This window comes from Microlunatus sp. YIM B11417 (assembly GCF_059617205.1).
In genome coordinates, this window is the sequence record NZ_JCAMPJ010000012.1 from 1 (window position 1) to 26,846 (window position 26,846).

Sequence of the window (26,846 nt, forward strand, 5' to 3'; positions counted from 1 at the left end):
CACACACCAGCTCAATGAACCGATCCCGAGTCCCCACCGGAAACAACTTCACCATCGCAACAACCCGTCCCAACAAACCAATGTTGCTACGACCGTATGAATCTGCCCGATTTCACGCGGTCCTGTCGTCACACTCGACGAAGGGGTGCCCAGGGTTGAGTCGTCTCGGCTCAACCGACTTGTGTTCCACGCCACTGGGTTGCATAGTTGAGTGCGGCTGACTCAACAACTAAGTTGAGTGCCGAAGACTCAAGCGTTGCAGCAGTTCATACGGAGGAAACAACCATGGCTCGTGCAGTCGGTATCGACCTCGGGACGACCAACTCGGTCGTCGCGGTTCTCGAAGGTGGCGAACCCACCGTCATCCCCAACGCCGAGGGCTCTCGTACGACGCCGTCGGTCGTCGCCTTCGCCAAGGGCGGAGAGGTGCTGGTCGGCGAGGTCGCCAAGCGCCAGGCCGTCACCAACGTCGACCGGACGATCCGTTCCGTGAAGCGCCACATGGGCACCGACTGGTCCGTGAAGGTCGACGACAAGACCTACAAGCCGCAGCAGATCAGCGCGTTCGTGCTGCAGAAGCTGAAGCGGGACGCCGAGGCCTACCTGGGCGAGCAGGTCACCAACGCGGTGATCACCGTCCCGGCCTACTTCTCCGACGCCGAGCGGCAGGCGACCAAGGAGGCCGGTGAGATCGCGGGCCTGAGCGTCGACCGGATCATCAACGAGCCGACCGCCGCCGCGCTGGCGTACGGGCTCGACAAGGGCGACACCGAGCAGACGATCCTGGTCTTCGACCTCGGTGGCGGCACGTTCGACGTGTCCCTGCTGGAGATCGGTGACGGCGTCTTCGAGGTGAAGGCCACCAAGGGTGACAACCGGCTCGGCGGCGACGACTGGGACAGCCGGATCGTCGACTGGCTGGTGAAGCAGTTCAAGAACAAGAACGGGACCGACCTGTCCCAGGACAAGATCGCCCGGCAGCGGCTGCAGGAAGCCGCCGAGAAGGCCAAGATCGAGTTGTCCTCGGCCAGCGAGACCCAGATCAACCTGCCCTACATCACGCTGGGCGAGTCCGGTCCGCTGCACCTGGAGGAGAAGCTGACCCGGGCCGAGTTCCAGCGGCTGACCCAGGATCTGCTGGATCGCTGCCGCGCGCCGTTCAACGCGGTGATCGAGGACGCCGGGATCTCCATCGGCAAGATCGATCACGTGATCCTGGTCGGCGGCTCCACCCGGATGCCGGCCGTTGTTGATCTTGTCAAGGAGCTGACCGGCGGCAAGGAGCCGCACAAGGGCGTCAACCCGGACGAGGTCGTCGCGCTCGGCGCCAGCCTGCAGGCCGGCGTGCTGAAGGGCGAGGTCAAGGACGTCCTGCTGCTCGACGTCACCCCGCTGAGTCTCGGCATCGAGACCAAGGGCGGCGTGATGACCAAGATCATCGAGCGCAACACGACGATCCCGACCAAGCGGTCCGAGGTGTTCACCACGGCCGACGACAACCAGCCGTCGGTGATGATCCAGGTCTACCAGGGCGAGCGTGACTTCGCCCGGGACAACAAGTCGCTCGGCAACTTCGAGCTGACCGGCCTGCCGCCGGCCCCGCGCGGCGTGCCGCAGATCGAGGTCGCCTTCGACATCGACGCCAACGGCATCGTGCACGTCCACGCCAAGGACCTGGCCACCGGCAAGGAACAGTCGATGACCGTGACCGGCGGTTCCGCGCTGGGCAAGGACGAGATCAACAACATGGTCAAGGAGGCCGAGGCGCACGCGGAGGAGGACCGCAAGCGTCGCGAGGCCGTCGAGCTGCGCAACGAGGCCGACGCCCTGGTCTTCCGGACCGAGAAGCTGCTCAGCGAGAACGCCGACAAGATCGACGACGACGTGAAGAAGCCGGTCGAGGAGGCGCTGGCCGAGACGAAGTCCGCGCTCGAGGGCGAGGACAACGACCGGGTCAAGGCCGCCGTCGACAAGCTGAACCAGACCAGCGCGGCGCTCGGTGAGGCCATGTACAAGGCCGCCCAGGCGCAGCAGCAGTCCGAGGGCGCCCCGGCAGACGGTGCCGCCGCGGACGGCCAGTCCGGTTCCTCGAACTCCGCCGAGGATGACGTCGTCGACGCCGAGATCGTCGACGAGGAGAAGCCGAACGACGCGAGTGATGCCAAGTGAGCCCTGTCGATCCCCGCGAAGGTGAGCCCGAGGGCCCGGTGATCCGGGACAAGCGTCGGATCGACCCGGAGACCTACGAGGTACGGGAGTCGCAGGAGACTGCGGCTCCCGCCGGGTCCGAGCCCGCCCCCGCGGAGCAGCCGGCGGCCACCGAGCAGAATGGTGAGGTGACCGAGCTGAAGACCGCGCTGGCCGAGCGCACCGCCGACCTGCAACGCCTCCAGGCCGAGTACATCAACTACAAGCGCCGGGTGGACCGGGATCGTGACCTGGTCCGGGCGCTGGCGGTCGAGAACGTGTTCCGCGATCTGCTCGGGGTGCTGGACGACATCCGTTCGGCCCGCGAGCACGAGGAACTCACCGGCGGCTTCAAGGCGGTCGCCGAGGAGGTGCAGCGAGTTGCCGGCAAGTACGGTCTCGAGGCGTTCGGCGCCAAGGGCGACCCGTTCGACCCGCACATCCACGAGGCCCTGATGCACGTACCGGCGCAGCCGGGCGTCACGGCGGAGCCGGCGACGGGCCCGACCTGCGTCGAGATCCTGCAGCCGGGTTACAAGATCGGCGACCGGGTGCTCCGGCCGGCCCGGGTCGCGGTGGCCGATCCGCCGGACGGCGACGCGGCGGCCGAGGTCCCCGGTCAAGATCAACAGGTCCAAGATCAGCAACCGGATGCCTGATCGTTCCGGCACACGCGGGATGATCATGGAACAACAGAGCGGAGGAGGGGGTCGTCGGTGAGCACGAAGGACTGGCTCGAGAAGGACTACTACAAGGTCCTCGGCGTCTCCTCCGACGCGAAGCCGGAGGAGATCAAGAAGGCGTACCGGAAGTTGGCCCGGGAGAACCATCCCGACGCCAACCCCGGCAACGCCGAGGCCGAACGCAAGTTCAAGGAGATCTCCGAGGCCAACGACGTGCTGTCCGACACGGCCAAGCGCAAGGAGTACGACGACGCGCGCCGGCTGTTCGGCAACGGCGGCTTCCGGTTCCCGCGCGGCGGCGGTCAGGGCGGGCCGTCCGTGGACGACCTGTTCCGCAACTCCGGCGGCGACGGCGGCATCGGTGACCTGTTCGGCGGGCTGTTCGGCGGCAACGCCACCCGGACCCGGACCACGACCACCCGTGGCCCGCGCCGGGGCAGCGACGTCGAGGGCGAGGTGACGATCGACTTCACCGAGTCGGTGGACGGGGTGACGGTCGCCATGCAGATGGTGTCCGACGCCGCCTGCGCGGCCTGCCACGGCACCGGCGCGAAGGCCGGCACCGTGCCGCGGGTCTGCCCGACCTGTGAGGGCAGCGGCATGCAGACCTCCACCTCGGGCGGCGTCTTCGCGGTGACCGAGCCGTGCCGGGACTGCCGGGGCCGGGGCATGGTGGTCGACGACCCGTGCCCGGTCTGCCACGGGTCCGGTCGCGGCAAGTCGACCAAGTCCATGCAGGTACGGATTCCCGCGGGCGTCACCGACGGCCAGCGGATCCGGCTGAAGGGCCGGGGCGGGGCGGGCGAGAATGGCGGCGCCGCCGGCGATCTCTATGTCGTGGTGCACGTCCGGCCGCACCCGATCTTCGGGCGCAGCGGCGACAACCTCACCCTGACGGCCCCGGTCACCTTCCCGGAGGCGGCGCTGGGGGCGGAGATCGAGGTGCCCACCCTGGGGTCGACGCCGGTCCGGCTGAAGATCCCGGCCGGTACGCCGAACGGGCGCACGTTCCGGGTCCGCGGCCGCGGGTCGAGCAAGCGGGACGGCACCAAGGGCGACCTGCTGGTCACCGTCGAGGTCGTGGTCCCGGACCAGCTCGACGACGCGGCCCGCCAGGCCCTCGAGTCGTACGCCAGCGCACTCGGCCCGGCCAACCCCAGGGCCAAGCTGCTCGCCGAGGCCGCCGGGACCGGCGGGTGATCGACGATGGGCGCCAACCTTCCCCAGCGGATCGACAACGACGCACCCGTGTTCGTCATCTCGGTGGCTGCCGGCCTGGCCGGGATGCATCCGCAGACCCTGCGCAGCTATGACCGGATGGGCCTCGTCTCGCCGCGCCGCACGGCGGGCCGGGGCCGCCGGTACTCGGCCCGCGACATCGCCAAGCTGCGGCTGATCCAGCGGCTCAGCCAGGACGAGGGGATCAACCTCGAGGGCATCCGCCGGATCCTCGAGCTGGAGAACGAGGTCGAGGAGCTGCGGGCCCGGGTGAACGAGCTCGCCGCGCTGCTCGCCTCGGACCGGACCAGCTCCACCGCGCGCCGGGTGTTCACCGCCGACCCCATCGGCGGGGTCCATCTCGGCCGATCCGGCAGACGGCCCCCGCGCGCGCTTCCCGGCCGGTAGATTCCGAGGTCGTACCCCGACCGGAAGGAAATCGCGGATGTCCCGATCGCCCGAGGTGACGACCCTGCAGGACCAGCTCGGCGGGGTCGTCCTCGTCGAGGGCGACGCGGACTACGACCGGGCCCGGCGGGTCTGGAACGCGATGGTGGACCGGCGGCCGGAGCTGATCGTGCGCTGCACCGGTCCGGACGACGTCGTCTCCGCGATCCGGTACGCCCGCGACCACGATCTCGAACTCGGCATCCGCTGCGGCGGCCACAGCATCGTCGGCCACGCGATCCCCGAAGGCGGGCTGGTCGTGGACCTGACGCCGATGAACCAGGTGACCGTCGACCCGGCCCGCCGCCGGGCCTGGGTCGAGGGCGGCGCGCTGCTCGGCGCCCTGGACCGGGCCGGCGAACCGCACGGCCTGGCGACCACGGCCGGCAACGTCTCGCACACCGGTGTCGGCGGCCTCACCCTCGGCGGCGGGATGGGTTGGCTGGCCCGGCAACACGGGCTGACCTGCGACAACGTGCTGTCCTTCGAGGTGGTCACGGCCGACGGCCGGATCGTCCGGGCCAGCGAGACCGAGCATCCCGATCTCTACTGGGGCCTGCGCGGCGGCGGCGGCAACTTCGGGGTCGTCACCACCTTCGAGTTCCAGCTGCACCCGGTCCCGGACCAGACCGTCCAGGCCCTGCTGACCTTCCCGCTGGACCGCGCCGTCGACGCATTCCGCGGCTGGCGCGACCTGTCCCTGACCGCACCGCGGCAGGCCACCCCGACCGCGTGGGTCGGCGACGTCGACGGGGTCCCGCAGGTGGTGCTCGGCTTCGTCTGGGTCGGCCCGCCGACCGGGTACGACGAGCTGCTCGCCGACCTCCGGTCGATCGGCCGTCCGCTGGCCGAGCAGGTCCGGCGGATGTCGTACCTGGAACTGCAGCAGCAGGACGACTACGACCTGGAGGCGCCGTCGCAGCGCCGCTACTGGAAGGGCCAGTACTGCACCGAACTGCCCGACGCGGCGATCGAGGCGTTCGTGCTGCGCGGCACGGCCGACGGGACCGGCGCCGGGCTGCCGTACGCCAGCTTCCAGGTGTACGGCGGGGCGATCGCCGACGTGCCCGACGAGGCGACCGCGTTCAGCCAGCGGGACACGTTCGTCGAGTTCGTCGGCGCGGCCCGGTGGACGGACCCGGCCGAGGACGAGGACCGGATCGCCGCCGCCCGCCGCTACGGTGCCGCGATGGCCCCGTTCGCGAGCGGCGTCTACGTCAACGCCCTGACCGACGAGGGCGCGGCCGGGGTCCGGCAGGCCTACGGCGAGGCGAAGCTGGCCCGGTTGCAGTCGCTCAAGGACACCTGGGACCCCGACAACGTGTTCCACCTGAACCACAACATCGCGCCCACCGTGGCTCCCGTTGCTCCCTGACCGCGAGGCCCGCCGGCGGTAATCTGGGAGGAGCGAAGGGAGAATCGTGCTCAGGGCGAAGCTGGACACCACCCGCCGTCGGCGGGCGATCGCGGACGCGCGCCGTACCTCCGAGCTGGAGGGGTCGCGCAGCACCGACGAGACCCGGGCCGACCAGGACGCGTACGTCCGCGGGGAGATCGACATCGAGGAGCTCGGCGAGCGTGTCCGGGCCCGCTACGGCCTCGGTTGAACCGCCCGATCCCTGGACCGTCGGTGACGACGAGGAACGCTGGAACGGCTACCTGATCCCGCCTGACCACTCCGTGCTGCGCAATCTGGTCGGGGCGACCAGCGACGAGGAGCTCCGGGCCGCGGAGAACGACCTGCTGGAATACCGGTTCGCCGAACTCCGCGAGGATCCGGGCCTGGTGCCGCGGACGTACGACCTCGACCATGTCCGGAAGCTGCACCGGCACTTCTTCCAGGACGTGTACGCCTGGGCCGGCGAACTGCGCACCGTCGGCCTGACCAAGGGCGTCGGCCATCCGTTCCTGACGCCGCGGGAGATCCCGGCCCTGGTCGCCCGGGTGGCCCAGCGGATCGCCCGTACCGACCGGCTGCGGCAGGTGCCGCCGCCGCACCTGAGCCGGGAGATCGCCGAGTTGTACGACCTGCTGAACTACGCGCATCCGTTCCGCGAGGGCAACGGACGCACCCAGCGGGAGTTCTTCGCCCAGCTGCTCGGCGAATCCGGCCACGGCCTGGCCTGGGACCGGATCGAGACGAGCGACCTGCACTTCGCCTGCGAGGTGGCCCGCAATCGGGGCGACCGGATGTATCTGCTGACGATCATCAACACAGCGCTGAGCGCCCTGAGCTGACGGTTCAGCGGACCGGGCCGGCCTGCAGCGGACCCATCGCCGTCCCCTCCGGTACGTCCTCGAGGGACCCGGCCAGCATGGCCGCCGCCCAGTCCTGCACCTGTCGGTACGCGCTCAGGGTGAGCGTCGGGCCGGCGCTGATCCGGCGCACGCCGAGCTCGGCGTAGCGGGCCAGCGGCAGGGCGCCCCGGCCGACCATGAGGTTGAGCGGCGCGGGAACCTCGGCGACCAGGTCCCGGACCAGGTCGGGATCGGTCACGCCGGGTACGAAGACGCCGTCGGCACCGGCCTCGACGAAGGCGCGGGCCCGCTCGATCGTCGCCGCCGCCAACTCCGGGCCGCTGCTGCCGGCGGCCGCCAGCAGGAAGGTGTCGATCCGCGCGTTCACGAACAGCCGGACGGTGCCGGAGTCGACCAGCTTCCGTACCCGGCGAAGGGTGTCGACGTGGTCCGCCGTCGGCAGCAACACCCCGGCGGCCGAGTCCTCGAGGTTGATCCCGACCGCGCCGGCCTCGAGGACTCCCTCGACGGCGGCCTCGACGCCACCGGACTCACCGGGATAGCCGCCCTCGAGATCGACGCTGACCGGGATCGTGACGGAGTTGATCATCCGGGCCGCGGCGTCCAGCGCGGTCGCCCGGTCCAGCCCGCCGCCGTCGGCCACGCCGCGGCTCCAGGCGACGCCGGCGCTGGTCGTCGCCACCGCCGCCGCGCCGGCCGCCGCGACCATCCGCGCACTGGGCGGATCCCAGGCGTTGGGCAGGATCAGGAAGTCTTCGTGCAGCCGGTGGAACTCCTCGGCCTGCTGGTGCTGGGTGCTCGTCACGGCGACCACTATGGCCGCGACCGGCGGCGGCCGATAATGATTCGGATATTCCCGAACTCGAGGATCGCCCGTGTCCCGCACGATCGGTTTCACCGCCCAGGACGCGGCCCGGGTGCGGTTCGGCCGATCCTGTCTGTGGGAGACGGTCGCCAGCATCCGGGTGCTGCGGAATCCGGCCGGTCATGCCGTCCACCTGCCCTGGGTCCGCCGGGTCCGCCCGGAACTCGACCGGCTGCTGGCCCGGAGGCCCGAATCGGCCTTCGCCCTGCTCGGCGACCTGGTCGGCGGCCCGGGTCACTACATGCCCGATCTGCTGACCCCGCCGCCGGTCTCGTTGGAACCGTCGCTGGATCAGGAGCTCGAACGGCTGGCCGGCACCTCGCCGGAGGTGGTCCGGGCGCAGCTGGCGTACCTGGAGGATCGATGGACCCCGCGGCTGCAGGCGATGGCCGATGACCCGGTCCCCTGGCTGGCCCGGCTGGCCGAGGTCGTCGCCGCCTATTGGGAGGTCGCGCTCCGGCCGGACTGGTCACGGGTGTCGGCGGTCGCGGAGGCCGAGGTGTTCCACCGGGCCCGGCAGCAGGCCGCCGACGGGACCTCGGCCCTGCTGAACGACCTGCACGACCGGGTCGGCTGGGACGGCCGGCACCTCACCGTCTCCGGCACCCGGTGCCTCGGCGCCCGCGACCTCGAAGGTGGCGGGCTGTGCCTGGTGCCGAGCGTCTTCGTCTGGCCGACGGTGCTGGTGGTCGCCGACGAGCGGACCGCTCAGCTGGCGTTCCCGTGCCGCGGCGTCGGCACCCTGTGGGCTGATCACGCTGCGGCGGCGCCCGGCGCATTGGAGGAGGTGATCGGCCGGTCGAAGGCCCGGCTGCTCGCCGCCCTGCAGGCGCCGCTCTCCACCACTGAGGCGGCGGCCCGGGTCGATCTCTCGGTGAGTACGGCCTCGGAGCATCTCACCGCGCTGCGCGCCGCCGGCCTGGTCCGGACCCACCGGACCGGCCGGCGCACGCTGCATGTCCGCACGCCCGCAGCGGACACCCTGATCGCCGCCAACCCCTGACCGGGAGCGCTCAGGTGTAGAGGTTGTACGCATCCTGGGCGTAGGCGATCCGGCGATCGGTGTGGCAGGTCCCGCAACCCTCGTACTTGTCCTGGAACGCGACCACCGCAGCGTCGATCGTGGTCGCCGCCCGCAGCTGGGCCAGCCCGTAGTAGGAGAACTCGGTCAGCTCGTACCAGATGAAGTCGAGCTGCACCTGCAGGCCGTAGCGGTCGACGCCGGCGTTGTTGGCGAACTCGACCAGGTTGTCGCCCGGGTAGGTGTCCCAACGGCCGCCGGTGCTCCACTGGGCCAGGCCGCGGCCCGGGCCGCCGCCGATCTGATGGATGGTCGGGTCCATGTAGGACTCCTGGTCGAGGTTGCCGACGACGCCGGCGGCCTGGACCGGGGTCAGGCCCTTGCCGACGAAGTAGTTGAAGGCGGCTTCCTCGTTGGCCCGGATCACGCCGTCGGCCGCGGCCGGAACCTCGCGCGGTTGGGCGGTGGCGGCTGGAGCCGCGAGGGCGGTGCCGATCAGGGCCAGCACGAAGGCGCCGGCGACGGCGATTGAGCGGAAGCGGAAGTTGACACGGCGTTCGTTGAACATCGGGACCTCCTGGTCTTCGTTGATCGATGAACTGACCCCCGAGCCCCCGTTACGGATCCGTGATCCGTTGCCGATCCTGCCAGTCCGGTCACCAATTGTCGAGACCTGGAGGAATTGGGCAGGATTTTTACCTGCTCTTCACCTCCCGGTCAGAAGATCCGCCGGGCTGCCTCGGCGATGAGCCGGTGGCCGGCCTCGTTCGGGTGGTTGACGTGTGACATCAACGACTCCAGCGGTACGCCGTCGCGCACCGCGGCCTGGAAGGCGGCGTAGCTGTCGATCAGTCCGGTCCCGTGCTCGGCGGCCAGGCCGCGAACCTGCTCGGCGTGCCGAGCAAGATCATCTTCGGGGTCCAGCAACTCCGACCGCTGGTCGGCGGTCGGGGTCAGCAGCACGATCCTGGCGCCGGCCTGCCGGCCGCGGATGATCATGGACGTCCAGGCCTCGCGGGCTTGGTCGAGCCCGATGCCCCGGTCGTTCAGGGCGTAGTCGATGAAGATCACGTCCGGCCGATGATCAAGAACCGCGTCGAACCTGGCGGCGCCGGAGGCGGAGTGCTCGCCGCCGATCGCGGTGACGATCGTGTTGATCACCGCGTAAGGGAAGCGCTCGGTCAACTCCGCCAGCACGAGGTGCGGGTAGCTCTGCAGGGTGCGCACGGCCGGGGTGTCGAAGTAGCCGGACGGGACGCTGTGCCCGTGGAACACGAGATTGACCGTGCGGTTCTCCGGCCAGGGTCGCTCCAGGAGCTCGCGCAGTGGCGCGAGGTAACCCGTCGTCATGGCGGTGATCATGTCACGGCCCGATCGAGGCCCGGGCCCGTGGGCTACCGGTCGACGACAATGGACCTCGTCCCCGAACTGAGGAGTCTGTCGTGGTTCCCCTGTCGTTTCCCGGGCCGGCCGAACTGGTCATCATCACCGTCACCCTGCTGCCGACCATCGCCATCGTGGTCCTGATCGTCCTGCTCGCCCGCCGTCGGGGGCCGGCGGCTCCGCCGGGACCGGGCGATCGAGCCTCTGGCCAGGGGTGACAGAAAGTTGAGCGGATCACGCTCAACCTTGTTGATCCCGCTTGGTGATCGTCGTAAAGTTGAGCCCGGAAGACTCAACTAGGTCGCTGCACAGGAGTACAACCCACGAATGGACACCAACAAGCTCACCACCAAGAGTCGCGACGCGGTCTCGGCTGCGTTGCGCAACGCGCTGACCTCGGGCAACCCCAACGCCGAGCCGCAGCACCTGCTGCACGGGCTGCTGCTGGTGCCCGACAACACGGTCGGGCCGCTGCTCGCCTCGGTCGATGCCGATCCGCAGGTGGTCGACGCGGCGGCTCGCGGGGCGATCGCGAAGCTGCCGTCGGCCAGCGGTTCCTCGGTGAGCCAGCCGCAGCTGTCCGGTTCCCTGGCCCGGGTGCTGGCCGACGCGGAGAACCGGGCCGAGCAGCTCGGTGACTCCTTCGTCGCCACCGAGCACCTGCTGATCGCGCTCGCGGCGGTCGACTCCGCTGCGAAGAAGATCCTGACCGATCTCGGCGCGACCGCCGAGAAGCTGACCGCCGCGTTCAACGAGAGCCGCGGCAGCAAGCGGGTCACCAGTCCCGAGGCCGAGGGCACCTCGTCCGCCCTGGACCAGTACGGCGTCGACCTCACCGACCGGGCCCGCGAGGGCCGGCTCGACCCGGTGATCGGCCGCGACGCCGAGATCCGGCGCGTCGTCCAGGTGCTGGCTCGCCGGACCAAGAACAACCCGGTGCTGATCGGCGAGCCCGGCGTCGGCAAGACCGCCGTCGTCGAGGGCCTGGCGCAGCGGCTGGTCGCCGGTGACGTACCGGACTCTCTGAAGGGTCGCCGGCTGGTCTCGCTCGACCTGTCGTCGATGGTCGCCGGTGCGAAGTACCGCGGCGAGTTCGAGGAGCGGCTGAAGGCCGTCCTCAACGAGATCCGCGACGCCGAGGGCCAGATCATCACGTTCATCGACGAGCTGCACACGGTGGTCGGCGCCGGTGCCAGCGGCGACTCCTCGATGGACGCCGGCAACATGCTCAAGCCGATGCTGGCCCGCGGCGAGCTGCGGATGATCGGCGCCACCACGCTGGACGAGTTCCGGGAGCGGATCGAGAAGGACCCCGCGCTGGAGCGCCGGTTCCAGCAGGTGTTCGTCGGCGAGCCCAGCGTCGAGGACACCATCGCGATCCTGCGCGGCCTGCGGGAACGGTACGAGGCGCACCACAAGGTCGCGATCACCGACTCCGCGCTGGTCGCCGCAGCCTCCCTGTCGCACCGCTACATCACCTCGCGGCAGCTGCCGGACAAGGCGATCGATTTGATCGACGAGGCCGCCTCGCGGCTGCGGATGGAGATCGACTCCTCGCCGGAGGAGATCGATCAACTTCGGCGCAGCGTGGAGCGGATGAAGATGCAGCAGTTCGCGCTGGAGAAGGAGACCGACCCCGGCAGCGCCGAGCGGCTGGCCCGGCTGCGCGAGGAGCTGGCCGACGCCGAGGAGAACCTGCGCGGCCTGGAAACGCGCTGGCAGGCCGAGAAGCAGGGCCTGAACCGGGTCGGCGAGCTGAAGGAGAAGATCGACGAGCTGCGCGGCGCCGCCGACCGGGCGCTCCGGGACGGTGATCTGGTCCGCGCGAGCGAGATCAACTACGGCGAGATCCCTGCCCTGGAGAAGGAACTGGAGTCCGCCAGCGAGGACGAGAAGCAGACCAAGCCGATGGTCTCGGAGGAGGTCGGTGCGTCCGACATCGCCGAGGTCGTGTCCAGCTGGACCGGGATCCCGGTCGGCCGGCTGCTGGAGGGCGAGAGCGAGAAGCTGCTCAGCATGGAGGAGCGGCTGGGCGAACGGCTGATCGGCCAGCGGGCCGCGGTGCGCGCCGTCTCCGATGCGGTACGGCGCTCGCGGGCCGGCATCTCCGATCCGAACCGGCCGACCGGCTCGTTCCTGTTCCTGGGCCCGACCGGTGTCGGCAAGACCGAGCTGGCCAAGTCGCTCGCGGAGTTCCTCTTCGACGACGAGCAGGCCATGATCAGGATCGACATGAGCGAGTACTCCGAGAAGCACTCGGTGGCTCGCCTGGTCGGTGCGCCCCCTGGCTACGTCGGGTACGAGGAGGGCGGTCAGCTGACCGAGGCAGTCCGCCGCCGGCCGTACTCGGTGATCTTGCTCGACGAGGTCGAGAAGGCGCACGCCGAGGTCTTCGACATCCTGTTGCAGGTGCTCGACGACGGCCGGCTGACCGACGGCCAAGGCCGTACCGTCGACTTCCGGAACGTGATCATGATCTTGACCTCGAACCTGGGGTCGCAGTTCCTGGCCGATCAGACCCTGGACGCGGAGTCCAAGCGGAACGCCGTGATGGGCATCGTCCGCGGCTCGTTCAAGCCCGAGTTCCTGAACCGGCTCGACGAGGTCGTCCTGTTCGACGCCCTCGGCACCGAGGACCTGGCCAAGATCGTCGAGATCAACCTGCACCGGCTGAATCAGCGGCTGGCCGACCGCCGGATCACCGTCGAGGTGACCGCGGGGGCGAAGGACTGGCTGGCCCTGACCGGCTTCGACCCGGTCTACGGTGCCCGGCCGCTGCGCCGGCTGATCCAGACCACGATCGAAGATCAACTCGCCCGGCGGGTGCTCAGCGGTCAGCTCGGCGACGGTGACACGATCACGTTCGACGTGGACGACGCCAGCGACGGCCTGACCGTGGTGGACGAGGTCGCGGCCCCCATCGCCCCCTGAGCCGACGTTCCTGAGCCTGTCGAAGGGGCCGGGCCCGATCGGCCTCCGTCGGCAGGCTCAGGAGGCGGGTGGAGTGACTCGGGCCGCCCTGTCCTCCTCCTGCTCCAGGGGCGTGTCGAGATAGCGATCGAGGGCGAGTGCGGCCGATGCGCGGGCCCAGTAGCCCGGGCGGCTGCTGTCGTCGTAGCGGACCTTCGCCGCCCGTCCGACCAAGGCGCGATAGCGCAGCTGGATCGCCTCGACGCAGGCGGCGATCTCGTCCGGTGTGCCGAGCCGGCCGCGGACGATGGTCTCGCCGGGTGCGACCAGGCTCATGATCAACGGGATCACCCGGCCCAGTTCCTCGGCCCGAGCCCGCCGGAGCTCGCTCAGCCCGGGGATGTCGTCGGCCGGATAGAGATCGTGCTGCGAAGACCCCGGTGGCAGCAGGCCGGCCTCGACGGCTCGCCGTACGAGAGCGTCGTCGGTGCAGGTCGCCTTGATGCAGCCCCGTTGCCCGCAGGTGCAGGGCCGGTCGGAGCCGGGCACCACCAGGTGTGAGACCAGGCCGCCGGCACCGGGCCCGTCCCAGATGAGGTCGCCGCCGCGGATCTGGGCCACCCGGACGGACCGGCCGACGAGCACCGTCAGCACGTCGTCGCCACCGCCGCCCCACCAGTAGTGCTCGACGGCCAGGGCACGGACGTTGGGCTCGACGTGCACCGGGTGCGGGAGGCGTGCCAGCAGGGCACCGCGGAGTTCGTCGTGGTCGACGTCGGCCAGCAGCGGCGGCGGTTCGCCGTGGTGGACCTCGGCCCAGGGCGCCGCCATCCCGATCCCGAGCACGGCGTCGGAGCCGACCTCGGTCACCAGGCCGGACACCAGCCGGGCCGCCTCCTCGATCCGTTCCTGCCTGGTCTGGGCGGTGGCCGGAGTCGAGCCCCAGGCAACCTGTTCGCCGCGCAGCGTGAACGCGCCGTACGAGGTGCGTTCCGGATGCAGATGGGCGCCGACCACCAGCCGCGTGGCGGGTACGTCGAGCGGCACCACCGGCCGCCCCGCCCCGCGCGGCGGAGCCGGCGCCGACTCCGCCAGCGCGCCGAGCTCGATCAGTTCGGCCACGGTCTTGGTGATCGTCGTGAAGGTGGCGCCGGTGGAGGCGGCCAGCTCCTTCCGCCCGGACGGTCCCTCGCGGACGATCGACCGCATGATCGCCGAGGCCGTCACGTTGCGCTGACGCACCATCAGGTCGGTGCGCGCCGTGCGGGAACCCACCGAGGCATCGTAGGGCCGATTCACCGCCCGGCGGGCGGTGGCACCGGCCCGCGCAGCAGCGGATCGTCGGTCTCGACCATCCAGCGGTGCAGCCGCCGCTCCAGGTCGGCCCGGGTCGCCGCCGCCGTCGGGCAGCCGGCCAGATTGCGTACCTCGTGCGGATCGAACCGCAGGTCGTGCAGCCGTACCGACGGCACGGGCTGGTCGGCCCAACCGGAGTCGACCCAGAGCTGCTTGCTCGGCGAGTCGTCGACGTTGGGCAGGGTCGGCCCGTTGCGCGGCTCGAAGTCCCGGATGTAGAGCCAGCGGTCGGTCCGGATCGCCCGCTGCGGCTGATAGGCCACGTGGTACGTGACCTCGGCGAACGTCTCCTCGCGGACGGCGCGGCCGTCGAACGTCGGCAGCAGCGACCGCCCCTGCAGCCAGTCCGGCGGCTCGAGCTCGAGCAGATCGCACAGGGTGGGGAAGACGTCGACGTGGCTGACCAGGGAGTCGACGGCCAACCCGGCCGGCAGCCCGGGCCCGCGCAGCATCAGCATCACCCCGGTCCCGGTCGCGCCCAGGGTGCACTTCATCTCGGGCATCGCCAGGCCGTGATCGGTGGTGACCAGGACGATCGTGTTGTCGGCCAGGCCCTGCTCGGCCAGGGTGTCCAGCACCGCCCCGAGCGTCTGATCGACCTGTGCCGCGGCCGACTGGAAGGACGCCATGTCCCGCCGGGTCACGGCCGCGTCCGGCATCGTCGGCGCCGGCGCCGTCCACCGGTCGTCGCCGGGCGGATGGCCGAAGAGCCACTCCGTGTCGGTCATCGTGTGCGTCTCGACCAGCCCGACCGAGAGGAAGAACGGCCGGTCGTGCTCGCGCCGGAGGTAGTCCACCGCCGCGTCGCGTCGGCCCGGCGCCAGCTTCCCGTCGACCGGCAGCTCCTCGTGATACCCGATCGTGTCCGTCGCGGCACCCGGGCCGTGGGCCTCGTGCTGCACGCCGGCCAGCGCCGAGGTGTAGCCGTGCCGGTGCAGGGTGTGGACCAGGTGCCGGTCGTAGGAGGCGAGGCCGTGGCCGCGATGGGCCAGGCCGAGCATCCCCGCCGAGTGGGCCCACTGCCCGGTCAGCAGCCCGGCCCGGCTCGGCGAGCAGGTCGGCGCGACCGAGTGGGCGTTCCGGAAGACGACCGACTCCTCGGCGAACTGCTGCAGCCGCGGCGTCCGGATCGGCGCGCCGTAGGGCTCGATGTGGCGCCCGGTGTCGTGGGTGTGGAAGTAGACCAGGTTCGGTCGGCTCACGGACGGCACCTCAGCGGGACGCCTGGTAGGCGGCGTACAGCTCTTCGGCGATCTGGTCGCCGCCGTCCGACTTCCACTTCTTGACCGCCTCCGGCCAGGCCGACACCGGCTTACGGCCCTGGATGATGTCGTCGGTGACGTTGCCGATGGCCTCGCCGAGCTGCGGGCCCTTGCGGTTCTCGGTCTCGGAGTAGAGCCCGTCGACGGGATTGCGTACCGCGTCGGGGCAGATCTTCTTCATCGCCTCGAAGCAGGCCTCGGAACTGCCGGCGCGGTCGGGCAGGAAGATCGCCCAGGGCGCGTCGGCCTGGTAGCCCAGCGACAGCTGCGTCTCGCTGAACCCCTTGTCGGTGAGCACCGGGTTGCCGTCGACGGTCTTGTGGTGGACGCCCTCCAGCCCGAACCGGCGGAACAGGTATTCGCTGGTCCCGAACGGCGTCGCCAGCGAGTTCAGGTACGCCAGCAGGGTCTCGACCCGGTCCTCGGCCTTCTTGCTGATCGCCGTGACCGAGAACGTCGGAGCCCCGAGCCAGGGGCGGCCGGGCCCGGATCCGTCGTGGGACGGGGTCGCGACGACCGCGAGCTCCGCCGAGTCGTCCATCGCCTGCAGGAAGCCCGGCCAGCCGCTGAAGGTGCCGTACACCAGAGCGCCGGTGCCGCTGCCGAACCTGGTCTTCAGGTCCTGGTTCTGCCCGGTGAAGGCGTCCGGATGGACGTAGCGCGACTTCCACAGCTCGGCCAGCAGCGCCAGCGCCTCCTCCTGGGCCGGATGCTCGAGGTGGCTGACCAGCCTGCCGCCCTCCTCGCTCCAGCCGTTCGGGATGGCGAACATGGTGCGGACGAACAGAGTCGGCACGTTGGCCAGCGCGAACCGGTTCTTCGTCGGGTCGGTGATCCCCTTGCAGAGCTCGACGAACTCGGCCGCGCTCTTCACCTCGGTGGAGAGTCCCCGCTCGTCCAGGAGGTCCTGGCGGGCATACATCACCTGGGTGCTGATCGCGCCGCGCGGGACCGGGATGCCGTAGACCTTGCCGTCGAAGATCGCCGAGTTCCAGCTGGTCTCCGGGAGGTTGGCCAGGAACGGGTACTTCTTGATCTTGTCACCGGCCAGGTACGGGGTCAGGTCGACCGCCTTGGCCGCCAGCATCTGCGGTTTCTGCGGCACGTTGCCGATCATGAACAGCTCGCCGAGCCGGTCGCCGGCGACGGCCGTCGCGAACCGTTTGCTGTAGTCGACCGACGGCGTGAGATCGAGCTCCAGCGGGGAACCCGTTCGCTCGTTGAACTCCTGCCAGAACCTGTTCAGCGACAGCTTCGGTGGGATCGGGGTGTTGGTGAACGTCATCACCTTGATCGGCTTGCCGTCGCCCGGCGGCTCGGTGATCGCCTGGACCGGGTCGGCCGGATAGCGCAGGAAGGCGTCCGGGATCTCGTACGGTTCGCCGGCCAGGTCGGGCTCGACGCCCTGGTAGCGGACGTAGGCCGGCCGGACCTTCGACCTGGACTGGGCGTCGTTGGCCCCGGACGTGCCGCCGCGGCCCTCGTTGGAGCAACCGGCCGCCGCACCGGCCAGCCCGACCGCCACCCCGGCGCCGAGCAGCGCCCGTCGCGACAGGGACCTGGAATCGAGCAGCGTCATGATCATCTACCTCTCGCGGGTGTCACGGCCTCGTCCGTGAGGCTCGTCCCTTCGAGAGTCGCAACCAGGGACTTAATTTGTCAAGGGCATGCGGTTAATTACCGACAGCGCGGCTGATCGCCCGCTGCTGCGGTTGACCGGGTCGGCCGTTCGGGGTGATGATTGATCTGTGGGCCACTTGTCAGTAGTGAATGGATATGCTGAACTCCGGTACGATGCCGAGGCCGGACGGGACTGGGCTGAGCGGTGTCGCCGGGTCGGCGAGGGCGGGACGGAGGAGCGCCGCGCCGTGCTCGAGCGGGCGTCGACCCTGACCAGGCGCCGGATCGTCGAGATGATCTCGGCGGCCCGGGCCGGGCACATCGGCGGCGACTTCTCGGTGACCGACATCCTCACGGTGCTGTTCCACGGCGTGCTGAGCGTCGATCCCGCGCGACCGGACCGGCCGGACCGCGACCACCTCATTCTGAGCAAGGGCCACTGCGCCGCCGCCCTGTACGCGACGCTGGCCGCCACCGGCTACTTCCCGCCGGCCGCGCTGACCACGTTCATGGCGCCGCTCAGCCCGTTGAACGGACACCCGAACCGGACCAAGGTGCCTGGCGTCGACACCAACACCGGTCCGCTCGGGCACGGGCTGCCGGTCGGGCTCGGCACCGCGCTCGGGGCCCGGCTGGCCGGCCGGGACTCCCGGGTGGTCGTCGTCCTCGGTGACGGCGAGCTGCAGGAGGGCAGCAACTGGGAGGCGTTGATGTCGGCGAGCCACCACCGGCTGACCAACCTCATGATCATCGTCGACCGGAACCGGCTGCAACAGGGCGCCCGGACCGAGGACACCAACCGGCTCGATCCGCTGGACCAGCGGCTGGCCGCCTTCGGCTGTGAGGTACGGACCGTCGACGGACATGATCATCTCGCGCTGCTCGACGCACTGACGCCGGTCGGCAGCGACCGTCCGGTCGCGGTGATCGCCAACACCGTGAAGGGCAAGGGCGTCTCGTTCATCGAGGACCGGGTCGAGTGGCACCACAAGGTGCCGAGCGCCGAGCAGGTCGAGCAGGCTCTGGCCGAGTTGATCATCGAGGAGCCGGCGGGGGTGGCCTCATGATCACCGCCGCTCCGACGTACGACAATCGGACCGCGTTCGCCGAGACCTTGATCGAACTCGCCGAGCAGGACGACCGGATCGTCGCGGTCTGCAACGACTCGGTCGGCTCGAGCAGCCTGACCGGCTTCCGGGACCGCTTCCCGGACCGGCTGATCAACGTCGGTATCGCCGAACAGAACCTGGTCGGGGTCGGCGCCGGGCTGGCCAACGCCGGGCTGATCCCGTTCGTCTGCGCGGCCTCGCCGTTCCTCACCGGCCGATCCCTGGAGCAGATCAAGGCCGACGTCGCCTACAGCGCGCAGAACGTGATCCTGTGCGGGATGAGTCCCGGCCTCGCCTACGGGGAGTTGGGCCCGACCCACCACTCCCCGGAGGACCTGTCCTGGCTCCGGGCGCTGCCCGGCCTGGACCTGGTGGTGCCGGCCGATCGGCGGCAGACCGCCGAGACGATCCGGCAGGCCGCCGCGCACCCGCGACCGACGTTCATCCGGGTCGGCCGGTACGCGGTGCCCGATGTGACCCCGGACGGCGTCGCGCTGGAACGGGGCCGGTTCCAGCAGTTGCGGGACGGTGGTGACGTGACCTTGATCGGCACCGGCACGCTGGTCTCCCGGGCCGTCGCTGCGGCCGAGATCCTCGCCCTGGAAGGGACCTCGGCCCGGGTGCTGAACGCCGCCTACCTGGCGCCGCTGGACGTCGCGGCGATCGAGGCGGCGGCGGGGGAGACCCGCGGGATCGTCACCGCGGAGGAGGCGAACCTGGCCGGCGGGCTCGGCGCCGCGGTCGCCGCCGAGGTGGTCCGGCTGGACCGGGCCCGCCGGGTGCCGGTCCGGATGCTGGGGCTGCGCGCGTTCGCGCCGACCGGCAGCACGACCTTCCTGCTCGACCATTTCGGACTCACCGCCGACGGCGTCGCCGCCGCGGCACGGGAGGTGCTCGACCATGGCTGACGCCGCTCTGTTCCATGATCACTTCGCCGGGCGGACCGTCGTCGTCACCGGTGCCGCCCGCGGCATCGGGCTCGGCATCGCGACGGCGTTCGCCGAGGCCGGCGCCCACGTGATCATGGTCGACCGCGACGATCAGGTACGCCGGGCAGCCGAGGAGGGCCGGGCCGCCGGACTCCGGCTCACCGCGGTGCCGGCCGACGTCACCTGCGAGTCCGACGTGGCCGCCGTCTTCGACCGGGTGGCCGAACTGACCGGCCGGGTCGACGTCCTGATCAACAACGCCGGCGTGATCACGATCAACGAGCTCGAGCACACCAGTCTGGACGACTTCAACCGCGTGCTCGCGGTGAACACCACGGCGGCCTTCCTGACGGCCCGCGCCGCGCTGCCGCTGCTCCGCGAGGGCGACGGCGGCGTGGTCTTGAACGCCGCCTCCGGCCAGGCCCGGCAGGGCTTCATCTACACGCCGGCCTACGCGGCCAGCAAGTTCGGCATCGTCGGGATGAGCCAGTCGCTGGCCAAGGAGTTGGCCCCGGCCAACATCCGGGTCAACTGCTACTGCCCGGGCATCGTCCGCACCGAGATGTGGGCCTACAACGACCGCGAATGGGGCCGCCGGCTGGGCGACTACCGGCCCGGCGAACTGATCGAGGAGTGGATCGACGACATCCCCCTAGGCCGCCCCGCCGAGGTCGCCGACGTAGCCAACCTCCTGCTCTTCCTCGCCTCCGACGCCGCGGTGTACATCACCGGCCAGGCGATCAACATCGACGGCGGCATGTTCATGAACTGATCCCCGCCGACCGGTCACACAAGCAGGCGTTTCGGCGGCGTGTCGCTGCAGGTGTGACCGGTCGGTCGGGGAGCTGGGCGGAGCCGCGGAACGCGTCGTGTGCGTGGCCGATCGAACCTGGGCGGTCCGGGTCCCGGCCGTCGATGTCGCGATCTCCCTTCAACTCGGAGGGGTGAACGTTGAAATCGGCCGTAGCGCGCCGTCAGCAGTGATTCTGCGACAGGCGCCCGATCCGAGCCGTTGCGGGACGCGACTCCCGAAGCCGGCCCCGGCGCCGGGCTCCCCTCAACCCCGACCGAGACCGGGGCGGTGCCGGCGGGGTGGGGCGGACGGACGGACATGGAGGTGAGCCGCTCGGACATGGCCGGACCACGCCGTCGCCGGTTGACTGGTTGGCATGACGTACCCGAACCCCGGCTACCCGGTCCCGCGAATGTCGGTCGCGGACCGGTTCCGTGCGGCCCTGCTGCTGGCGGCGACGCTGGCCATGGGGCTGGTCGCGGCGGTCTACCTGCACTGGTCCGAGACGATCATGCCGGCCCTCGCGGCGACCGACGACCGGACGTTCGTCATCGTCGAGCAGCGGCTGGACGGGGCGATCTTCGGGCCCTTCTTCATGGGCTTCGGCATCCTCGGATCGCTGCTGTTGACCGGGATCGCCTGGGCCGCGCTGGCCGGCACCCGGCGCCGGAACCTGTGGCCCTGGCTGATCGCGGCGTTGGTGCTGGACGTGATCGGGATCATGATCACGATGGCGGCCAACGAGCCGCTCAATCAGGTGATCCGGTACGCCGGTGATCCACAGCAGCTGGCCGATCCGGGCGCGGTCCGGGCCGCGTTCCAGGAACAGACCTGGACCGTGCTCAACCACATCCGCGCCGTCGGCACGGTGGTGGCCACGATCTGCCTGGGCTGGGCCTTGGTCCTGTTCGGCCGCAGTACGGCGACGGCTCAGCCCCGGTAGTCCTCGACCACTCGCGCCGGACGCACCTCGGCGGCGTTCGGGTCCTGGCCGAACTCGCGCAGGGCACGGCGCTGACGGAGCAGGTCCCAGCACTGGTCCAGCTCGACCTCGATCGCCTGCAGTCGTTGGCGTTCGCCGTCGACCTCGGTCCGCTCGTGGACCCGGCGGTCCCGGAGCTCACGCTCCTCGGCGACCAGCGCGTCGATGTGTTCGATGATCGACTTCTCGTTCGGCATCAGGCACCTCCGGCCGGATCACATCCTCGCGGTCAGCTTACGACGTCACGTTACGCTGAGCAGCATGCTCGATCGTCCCGCGACCCCGCGCACCCGGTTGAGCACCGACCGGCTCGCGTTGCTGACCAAGATCGCGCGGATGTACCACGAGCAGGGGGTGCGCCAGCCGGAGATCGCGAACCGGCTCAGCATGTCGCAGTCCCGGGTGTCCCGGTTCCTCAAGGAGGCCGCCCAGCTCGGCATCGTCCGTACCGTCGTCGTCGCGCCGTCCGGTGTGCACACGGACCTCGAGGACCGGCTGCGCGAGCGGTACGGGCTCACCGACGTGGTGATCGCCGACTACGACGGCGACGCCGAATCGACGCTGCTGCTGGCGCTCGGCGCGGCCGGCGCGGCGTACCTGGAGACCACGCTCACCGGCTCCGACCGGATCGGGATCAGCTCCTGGTCGGCCACCCTGCTGGCCACCGCCGAGGCGATGCGCCCGAGCACGATCTCCACGGCGACCGACGTCGTCCAGGTGCTCGGCGGCGTCGGCGACCCGCGGGTCCAGGTCAACGCGACCCGGCTCACCGACCAGTTCGCCCGGGTCACCGGTGCCGCGCCGAAGTTCCTCGCGGCGCCCGGCATCGTGCAGTCCCCGACGGTCCGGGACGCGCTGATGCAGGATCCGTTCATCGCCGAGCTGACCCGGGAGTGGGACGCGCTGACCGTGCTGCTGGCCGGCATCGGCAGCCTCAGCCCGTCGCCGCTGCTCCGCGAGTCCGGCAACGCGGTGCCGGACGCCGAGCTGGACGCGCTGCGCACCGCCGGCGCGGTCGGCGACATCTGCCTGCGCTTCTTCGACGCCCAGGGCACCTTGATCACGACGCCGCTGAACGAGCGGGTGGTCGGCATCGGCAGTGATCAACTTCGCAACGTGCCGCGGGTGATCGGCATCGCCGGCGGCGACCGCAAGGTGGACGCGATCCGGGCCGCCGCGGCCGGTGGCTGGATCGACGTGTTGATCACCGATCTGGGCACCGCCCGCAAGATCATCGAGCGAGACGCCGAGTGACCGATCTCGAACTGCGCCCCGGTCCCGGCGGCGTGCGGCTGATCCGCGACCTCGCCTACCCGCGGGCGTACACCCTGAGGATGGGCTTCACCGACCAGTCCTACGTCGACCTGGACGACCCGCACCGGCTCGAATTCGATTACGTGCAACGGATCGCGGATGCGGTGGACGCGCACGCCGTGCCCGGCCGACGGCTCCGGGTGGTGCACGTCGGCGGCGCCGCGATGACCCTGCCCCGCTACGTCGCGGCGACCCGGCCCACGTCGGCCCAGCTGGTCTTCGAGCCGGACGCCGAACTGACCGCGTTCGTCCGGCAGCATCTGCCGCTGGACAAGCGGAGCGGGATCAAGGTGCGGCCGGAGGACGGCCGCGCCGGGCTGGCCGGGCTGCGTGACGACTACGCCGATCTGATCATCGTCGACGCGTTCGTCGGGGCCCGGGTGCCGGCCGCCCTCGGTACCGCCGAGTTCTTCGCCGACGCCGCCCGCGTGCTGACCGACGACGGTACGGTCATGATCAACATCACCGACCGGGCTCCGCTGGGGTACGCCCGCCGGGTGCTGGCCGGGCTGCGGGCCACCTTCGCCGACACCGTCTTCGTCGCCGAGTCCGCGACGCTCAAGGGCCGCCGGTTCGGCAACATCCTGATCATGGGCTCCGCGGTGCCGCTGCCGGTGACCCGGCTGGCCGAACGGGCCGGCAGTGCCACGTTCCCGTACCGGGTCGTGCACGGCGAACGGCTGGATCAGCTGGCCGGGACGGCCGAGCCCTACACCGACGCCGATGCGGAGGAGTCGCCTGCGCCGCCGGACGGACTGAGCCACTTCAGTTGAAGCGGCTCAGCCGAGCTGGCGCTCCACCTCGCGCAGCGCCTCCACGACCAGTTCGGCCCGGCCCCGGCCCATCGACGCCGAGTACGAGTTCCGGGTGCCCTTCCAGGCCGCGCCGAGCATCGTCGAGCCGAGGATGATCAACTGCACCCGCCGGCTGTCGCCGTCCTCCCGGACGAAGATCTGGATGCACCAGCGGATGATCAGGTTCTTGCCCGAGGCGTACGCGCCGTAAACGTCGGGCTGTCCTTCGGCGATCTCGATCGGCCCGAACCCGGCATCCGGATCGGCCGTCTTGATCGCGCGCCGGAAGACCTTCGCGATCTGATCCACGGTCAGAGTCGTGTCGACTTCGACGCTCTCGTACGCCATCGCCCAACCGTACCGGTGTCACCCTCCCTAGGAGGGCACTGAGCCCCGGTGCCCGCAGCGAGCGGCGCCCAGGCACGCGCCGGGCTGCGTTGTCGTCGTCGCGCGTAGAACACCGCTACGCTCTCCTCCTCCGCCTTGCCCGGCACCCACCTGGACACCGCTCGCTACGAGCCCCAGGGCTCAGCACCCTCCTATGCTGGCACCCGTGCAGTACGCCCTGACCGTCCTCGACGGTGTCCGCTGGCAGGGCGCACCCGTACCCGGAACCCGGCCGCAGACCCTGTTGGCCGCGCTGGCCAGGGCGGACGGCGCTCCGGTCGGCGATGCCCGGCTGATCGAGGAGGTCTGGGGCGACGATCCGCCGGCCGATCCGACGAAGGCCCTGCAGGTGCTGGTCTCGCGGACCCGGGCGGCCTGCTCGGCGGAGTTGATCACCCGCACCCAGACCGGCTACCGGTTGGCCCCGGGCACCGCGGTGGACGCCCGCGCCCTGGCCGAGGCGGTGGCCCTGACCCGGACGGCGCTGGAGTCGGGCTCGACGGCGGAGGCGCGCCGGCTGGCCGAGCAGGCGCTCGCGATCCCGGTGGCCGCGCCGGACCCGAGCCTGCCCGATCCGGTCGCCGAGCTCCGTACCGCCGGGCATCGGCACCGGGCCGCGCTGATCACTCTGCTCGGCCTCGCCCAGAGCCGCAGCGGTGATCATCCGGCGGCGCTGGCCACGCTGACGCCCGTGGTCGAGGGCGGCCCGGTGGACGAGACCGCGCTGGCGGCGCTGCTGCGCAGCGAGGCCGCGGTACGGGGACCGGCCGCCGCCCTGGACCGGTACGAGAAGCATCGGCGGGACCTGGCGGCGCGGACCGGCACCGACCCGGGCCCGGAACTGCAGCGGGTCCAGGCCCACCTGCTGGCGCTGGACCGGCCGGTCCGGGCCGGCGTCCAGTTCGAGCCGGATCAGTTGATCGGCCGGGCCGCCGACACCAGGGCCGTGGTCGGCCTGATCACGACCGCTCGGGTGGTGTCGATCATCGGGCCGGGCGGGCTGGGCAAGACCCGGTTGGCCCACGCCGTCGGCCGGGCGGCACCGCAGCCGATCGTGCACCTGGTCGAGTTGGTCGGCATCACCGGCGACGACGAGGTGATCATCGAGGTCGCGTCGGCGCTCGGGGTCCGCGACTCGGTGGCGTCGCGGCGGGCGCTGACCCCGGAGCAGCGGGCCGACCTGCGGTCCCGGCTGGCCCAGAAACTGGCCGGCGCGCCGACGTTGTTGATCATCGACAACTGCGAGCACGTGATCGACGGGGTGGCCCGGCTGGTCGCACCGCTGGTGGCGAACCTGCCCGAACTGACCGTGCTGACCACCTCGCGGGCGCCACTGGGGATCGCGGCCGAGCGGACCTACCCGTTGCCGCAGCTCAGCCGCTCCGATGCGGTCGCCCTGTTCCGGCGCCGGGCCACCGCGGCCCGGCCGGACGCGGTGCTCGACGATGATCAGATCGGTGCGTTGGTCGACCGGCTGGACGGGCTGCCGCTCGCCGTCGAACTCGCCGCCGCCCGGATCCGGGTGATGTCGGTCGCGGAGATCACCGAACGGCTGACCGATCGGTTCGGTCTGCTGCGCAGCCGGGATCCGCTGGCACCGGACCGGCACCGCACGCTGGAGGCGGTGATCGACTGGTCGGCGAACCTGCTCGATCAGGAGGGCCGGGACGCGCTGCGCCGGCTGGCCGCGTTCCGGGACGGCTTCGGGCTGGCCGGCGCGGCGGCGGTGGTCGGCGGCGATCCGGTACGGCTGCTGGAGGAACTGGCCGATCAGTCCTTGATCACCGTCGAGGAGGGGGCCACGGTCCGCTACCGGATGCTGGAGACCGTTCGCGAGTACGGGCTGCTGCAGCAACGCCGGCTCGGGGAGACCGCCGACGTCGACCGTGCCGTCCGGCGCTGGGCCGTCGACCTCTGCCGGCAGCAGTACGGGTCGCTGCACGGCCCCGACCAGTACGCCACCGTCGATCGCCTGGTGATCGAGGAGGGCAACCTCAACGAGGCCTTGCGGCAGGCCGTCGCCGATCTCGACACCGACGCGGTCGTGGCGATCCTGGCCACGATGGGCGGGTTCTGGTGGATCGTCGGTGATCATCAGCGGATCGTCGGCCTGGTGTCCGGTGTCGAGCGCGCGCTCGACGGCTACGACCCGCCCGATGATCTTGCCGACGCGACCCGTGCTGCGATCGTCACCGTCCTGGTGAACACGGTGATCTACTACGGCGAGAACTCCGTCGACACCGGCATCGAACTGCTGCAGCGCCTCGGCCCGGGCACGGCCGACCCGCGGATCGCCGCCCTGACCCGGACCATGCTCATGCTCGGCGACGACGAGACGCTGCAGGCCCGGATCGACCGGTTGGCCGAGGTCTCCCGGTCCGGCGACCGCGAACTGGCGCTGCAGTCCAGCCAGTGGCTGATGCACCTGGCCGAGAACGAGGGCGCGCCGCACGCGGCGATCGAGGCCGGCGAACGCGGGCTGCGGCTCTGCCGGGACTCCGACGGCCCCTGGATCCGAGCGGTGCTGCTGAACGGCCTGTCCGAACTGCACCTGCAGCTCGGCGACTGGCGGGCCGGCGAACGGTACGCCGCCGAGGCGTTCCCGATCATGGAACGGCTGCACGCGGCCGACGACGCCGCGCACATGCAGGGCCTGTTGGCGCTGACCGCGATCTGGGCCGGGCGGCTGGACCGGGCCGAGGAGCAGATCGAGCAGCTGCGGGCCCGTCAGGTCCGGTCCTACCTGAACGGCGGCGACACCGTGCTGGCGACCCTGGACGCCGAGCTCGCCTTCGCCCGCGGCGACATCGCCGCCGGCCTCGAGGAGTACCGCGAGGCGCTGCCGCGGATGCGCGAGTTCCGGCTGCCCGACTCGATGATCTCCGAACACGCACCGTGGTTGCTGTTCACCGAGTCGGCCGCGCTGTGCGCCTTCCACCGGTTCGGCGCGCCCGACGACGCCGAGCATCTGTACCGGGTCCTGCTGGGCAAGCTGGACAGCTATCTCGGCCCCGACGCCGCGTTCACCGACTTCCCGATCGTCGGCACCGTCGTCTTCGCCCTCGGAGCCTGGCTCTCCTCGCAGCGACCGGACCAGGCGGTTCGCCTGCTGGCGTACGCGAAGGCCTTCACGGTCGTCCGTACGCTTCCGTCGACCGGGGCCGAGCTCGTCCTGGCCGCCATCGAGCAGGCCTGTCCGGGCGAACTCGATCGCCTCGGGGCAGCACTGGCCGGCCGTCTGCCGCGGGACCTCCGGGACGAGGTCCGACACGTGATCAAGGAACTCCTCTGACCGGTCCGGACCGGATTCTTGACTGGCTGGAATCT

The 26,846-nt window shown here is 70.9% G+C and carries 25 protein-coding genes; 17 read left to right on the forward strand and 8 right to left on the reverse strand.

The features are described 5' to 3' along the window. Positions 1-285 precede the first annotated feature (285 nt). The 7 genes from dnaK to AC6CCG_RS31390 are packed head-to-tail and all read left to right on the forward strand — an operon-like array spanning position 286 to position 6,773. Positions 286-2,169 (forward strand): molecular chaperone DnaK, encoded by a 1,884-nt coding sequence (gene dnaK, locus AC6CCG_RS31360; protein WP_496658773.1) that lies wholly within the window; start codon positions 286-288, stop codon positions 2,167-2,169. Beyond that, entirely contained in the window at positions 2,166-2,846 is a 681-nt protein-coding gene (grpE, locus tag AC6CCG_RS31365) for a nucleotide exchange factor GrpE (protein WP_496658775.1), read from the forward strand. The genes dnaK and grpE overlap by 4 nt, the downstream gene beginning before the upstream one ends. Before the next feature lie 57 nt (positions 2,847-2,903). After that, positions 2,904-4,070 (forward strand): molecular chaperone DnaJ, encoded by a 1,167-nt coding sequence (dnaJ, locus tag AC6CCG_RS31370; protein ID WP_496658776.1) that lies wholly within the window; start codon positions 2,904-2,906, stop codon positions 4,068-4,070. 6 nt (positions 4,071-4,076) lie between these two features. Continuing rightward, positions 4,077-4,496 carry a heat shock protein transcriptional repressor HspR gene (locus tag AC6CCG_RS31375; RefSeq protein WP_377493295.1) on the forward strand — a complete coding sequence of 140 codons (420 nt, stop codon included), beginning with the start codon at positions 4,077-4,079 and terminating at the stop codon, positions 4,494-4,496. Between the two features lie 37 nt (positions 4,497-4,533). Continuing rightward, complete coding sequence (locus AC6CCG_RS31380) at positions 4,534-5,910, forward strand: FAD-binding oxidoreductase (protein ID WP_496658777.1); 1,377 nt, start codon at positions 4,534-4,536, stop codon at positions 5,908-5,910. Positions 5,911-5,956: 46 nt separating this feature from the next. Then, positions 5,957-6,142 (forward strand): antitoxin VbhA family protein, encoded by a 186-nt coding sequence (locus tag AC6CCG_RS31385; RefSeq protein ID WP_496658778.1) that lies wholly within the window; start codon positions 5,957-5,959, stop codon positions 6,140-6,142. Beyond that, positions 6,114-6,773, forward strand: a complete 660-nt coding sequence (locus AC6CCG_RS31390; RefSeq protein WP_496658779.1) for a Fic/DOC family protein — start codon at positions 6,114-6,116, stop codon at positions 6,771-6,773. The genes AC6CCG_RS31385 and AC6CCG_RS31390 overlap by 29 nt, the downstream gene beginning before the upstream one ends. 4 nt (positions 6,774-6,777) lie before the next feature. Here the strand turns inward: AC6CCG_RS31390 and AC6CCG_RS31395 are convergent, their stop codons facing one another. After that, complete coding sequence (locus tag AC6CCG_RS31395) at positions 6,778-7,599, reverse strand: isocitrate lyase/PEP mutase family protein (protein WP_496658780.1); 822 nt, start codon at positions 7,597-7,599, stop codon at positions 6,778-6,780. 70 nt (positions 7,600-7,669) lie between these two features. Between AC6CCG_RS31395 and AC6CCG_RS31400 the strand changes: the two genes are divergently transcribed. After that, positions 7,670-8,662, forward strand: coding sequence for a helix-turn-helix domain-containing protein (locus AC6CCG_RS31400; RefSeq protein WP_496658781.1), 993 nt, complete (start codon positions 7,670-7,672; stop codon positions 8,660-8,662). 10 nt (positions 8,663-8,672) lie between these two features. Here AC6CCG_RS31400 and AC6CCG_RS31405 read toward each other — a convergent pair whose 3' ends face one another. Then, entirely contained in the window at positions 8,673-9,248 is a 576-nt protein-coding gene (locus AC6CCG_RS31405) for a phage tail tip lysozyme (RefSeq protein WP_496658782.1), read from the reverse strand. A gap of 149 nt (positions 9,249-9,397) precedes the next feature. Further along, positions 9,398-10,030 (reverse strand): SGNH/GDSL hydrolase family protein, encoded by a 633-nt coding sequence (locus AC6CCG_RS31410; RefSeq protein ID WP_496658783.1) that lies wholly within the window; start codon positions 10,028-10,030, stop codon positions 9,398-9,400. Positions 10,031-10,122: 92 nt separating this feature from the next. Between AC6CCG_RS31410 and AC6CCG_RS31415 the strand changes: the two genes are divergently transcribed. Both AC6CCG_RS31415 and clpB read left to right on the forward strand, forming a co-directional pair. Continuing rightward, complete coding sequence (locus tag AC6CCG_RS31415; RefSeq protein WP_496658784.1) at positions 10,123-10,281, forward strand: hypothetical protein; 159 nt, start codon at positions 10,123-10,125, stop codon at positions 10,279-10,281. Between the two features lie 109 nt (positions 10,282-10,390). Further along, the gene (gene clpB / locus AC6CCG_RS31420; RefSeq protein WP_496658785.1) at positions 10,391-12,994 is read left to right on the forward strand and encodes an ATP-dependent chaperone ClpB; all 2,604 of its coding nucleotides are present in this window, start codon (positions 10,391-10,393) and stop codon (positions 12,992-12,994) included. Between the two features lie 57 nt (positions 12,995-13,051). On the opposite strand, the gene AC6CCG_RS31425 is transcribed toward clpB, so the two are convergent. Genes AC6CCG_RS31425 through AC6CCG_RS31435 form a run of 3 tightly spaced genes read right to left on the reverse strand, consistent with a single transcriptional unit; the run spans position 13,052 to position 17,176 of the window. Continuing rightward, complete coding sequence (locus tag AC6CCG_RS31425; protein WP_496658786.1) at positions 13,052-14,248, reverse strand: ROK family protein; 1,197 nt, start codon at positions 14,246-14,248, stop codon at positions 13,052-13,054. Positions 14,249-14,268: 20 nt separating this feature from the next. Next, positions 14,269-15,531: a sulfatase family protein gene (locus AC6CCG_RS31430; protein ID WP_496658787.1), complete on the reverse strand. Its 1,263-nt coding sequence runs from the start codon at positions 15,529-15,531 to the stop codon at positions 14,269-14,271. 10 nt (positions 15,532-15,541) lie between these two features. Further along, positions 15,542-17,176 (reverse strand): extracellular solute-binding protein, encoded by a 1,635-nt coding sequence (locus AC6CCG_RS31435; protein ID WP_496658788.1) that lies wholly within the window; start codon positions 17,174-17,176, stop codon positions 15,542-15,544. A 181-nt stretch (positions 17,177-17,357) separates the two neighbouring features. Here AC6CCG_RS31435 and AC6CCG_RS31440 point away from each other — a divergent pair, with 181 nt between their 5' ends. The 4 genes from AC6CCG_RS31440 (at position 17,358) to AC6CCG_RS31455 (ending at position 20,985) form a co-directional block, all read left to right on the forward strand. Further along, positions 17,358-18,278 (forward strand): transketolase, encoded by a 921-nt coding sequence (locus AC6CCG_RS31440; RefSeq protein ID WP_496658790.1) that lies wholly within the window; start codon positions 17,358-17,360, stop codon positions 18,276-18,278. Beyond that, positions 18,275-19,228 (forward strand): transketolase family protein, encoded by a 954-nt coding sequence (locus tag AC6CCG_RS31445; protein WP_496658792.1) that lies wholly within the window; start codon positions 18,275-18,277, stop codon positions 19,226-19,228. The genes AC6CCG_RS31440 and AC6CCG_RS31445 overlap by 4 nt, the downstream gene beginning before the upstream one ends. After that, complete coding sequence (locus tag AC6CCG_RS31450) at positions 19,221-20,021, forward strand: SDR family NAD(P)-dependent oxidoreductase (RefSeq protein ID WP_496658794.1); 801 nt, start codon at positions 19,221-19,223, stop codon at positions 20,019-20,021. Before AC6CCG_RS31445 ends, AC6CCG_RS31450 begins: the two co-directional genes overlap by 8 nt. Positions 20,022-20,418: 397 nt before the next feature. After that, positions 20,419-20,985, forward strand: a complete 567-nt coding sequence (locus AC6CCG_RS31455; protein WP_496658795.1) for an anthrone oxygenase family protein — start codon at positions 20,419-20,421, stop codon at positions 20,983-20,985. Here AC6CCG_RS31455 and AC6CCG_RS31460 read toward each other — a convergent pair. After that, positions 20,973-21,221: a DUF2630 family protein gene (locus tag AC6CCG_RS31460; protein WP_496658797.1), complete on the reverse strand. Its 249-nt coding sequence runs from the start codon at positions 21,219-21,221 to the stop codon at positions 20,973-20,975. The genes AC6CCG_RS31455 and AC6CCG_RS31460 overlap by 13 nt on opposite strands. Positions 21,222-21,285: 64 nt before the next feature. Here AC6CCG_RS31460 and AC6CCG_RS31465 point away from each other — a divergent pair, with 64 nt between their 5' ends. Both AC6CCG_RS31465 and AC6CCG_RS31470 read left to right on the forward strand, forming a co-directional pair. Beyond that, positions 21,286-22,278 carry a sugar-binding transcriptional regulator gene (locus tag AC6CCG_RS31465; RefSeq protein WP_496658798.1) on the forward strand — a complete coding sequence of 331 codons (993 nt, stop codon included), beginning with the start codon at positions 21,286-21,288 and terminating at the stop codon, positions 22,276-22,278. Between the two features lie 80 nt (positions 22,279-22,358). Beyond that, entirely contained in the window at positions 22,359-23,111 is a 753-nt protein-coding gene (locus tag AC6CCG_RS31470) for a spermidine synthase (protein WP_496658952.1), read from the forward strand. A gap of 6 nt (positions 23,112-23,117) precedes the next feature. On the opposite strand, the gene AC6CCG_RS31475 is transcribed toward AC6CCG_RS31470, so the two are convergent. Continuing rightward, on the reverse strand, positions 23,118-23,480 hold the full coding sequence (locus AC6CCG_RS31475) for a hypothetical protein (RefSeq protein ID WP_496658799.1): 363 nt from the start codon (positions 23,478-23,480) through the stop codon (positions 23,118-23,120). A gap of 205 nt (positions 23,481-23,685) precedes the next feature. Between AC6CCG_RS31475 and AC6CCG_RS31480 the strand changes: the two genes are divergently transcribed. Further along, entirely contained in the window at positions 23,686-26,811 is a 3,126-nt protein-coding gene (locus AC6CCG_RS31480) for an AfsR/SARP family transcriptional regulator (RefSeq protein WP_496658800.1), read from the forward strand. The last annotated feature ends 35 nt before the right edge of the window (positions 26,812-26,846 follow it).

Bases quoted from the DNA above. Each gene is read 5' to 3' on its own strand.
- dnaK (WP_496658773.1), top strand. From the start codon at position 286: ATGGCTCGTGCAGTCGGTATCGACCTCGGGACGACCAACTCGGTCGTC.
- AC6CCG_RS31375 (WP_377493295.1), top strand. From the start codon at position 4,077: ATGGGCGCCAACCTTCCCCAGCGGATCGACAACGACGCACCCGTGTTC.
- AC6CCG_RS31380 (WP_496658777.1), top strand. From the start codon at position 4,534: ATGTCCCGATCGCCCGAGGTGACGACCCTGCAGGACCAGCTCGGCGGG.
- AC6CCG_RS31405 (WP_496658782.1), bottom strand. From the start codon at position 9,248: ATGTTCAACGAACGCCGTGTCAACTTCCGCTTCCGCTCAATCGCCGTC.
- AC6CCG_RS31410 (WP_496658783.1), bottom strand. From the start codon at position 10,030: ATGACGACGGGTTACCTCGCGCCACTGCGCGAGCTCCTGGAGCGACCC.
- clpB (WP_496658785.1), top strand. From the start codon at position 10,391: ATGGACACCAACAAGCTCACCACCAAGAGTCGCGACGCGGTCTCGGCT.
- AC6CCG_RS31435 (WP_496658788.1), bottom strand. From the start codon at position 17,176: ATGATCATGACGCTGCTCGATTCCAGGTCCCTGTCGCGACGGGCGCTG.
- AC6CCG_RS31445 (WP_496658792.1), top strand. From the start codon at position 18,275: ATGATCACCGCCGCTCCGACGTACGACAATCGGACCGCGTTCGCCGAG.
- AC6CCG_RS31450 (WP_496658794.1), top strand. From the start codon at position 19,221: ATGGCTGACGCCGCTCTGTTCCATGATCACTTCGCCGGGCGGACCGTC.
- AC6CCG_RS31455 (WP_496658795.1), top strand. From the start codon at position 20,419: ATGACGTACCCGAACCCCGGCTACCCGGTCCCGCGAATGTCGGTCGCG.
- AC6CCG_RS31460 (WP_496658797.1), bottom strand. From the start codon at position 21,221: ATGCCGAACGAGAAGTCGATCATCGAACACATCGACGCGCTGGTCGCC.
- AC6CCG_RS31465 (WP_496658798.1), top strand. From the start codon at position 21,286: ATGCTCGATCGTCCCGCGACCCCGCGCACCCGGTTGAGCACCGACCGG.
- AC6CCG_RS31470 (WP_496658952.1), top strand. From the start codon at position 22,359: ATGGGCTTCACCGACCAGTCCTACGTCGACCTGGACGACCCGCACCGG.
- AC6CCG_RS31475 (WP_496658799.1), bottom strand. From the start codon at position 23,480: ATGGCGTACGAGAGCGTCGAAGTCGACACGACTCTGACCGTGGATCAG.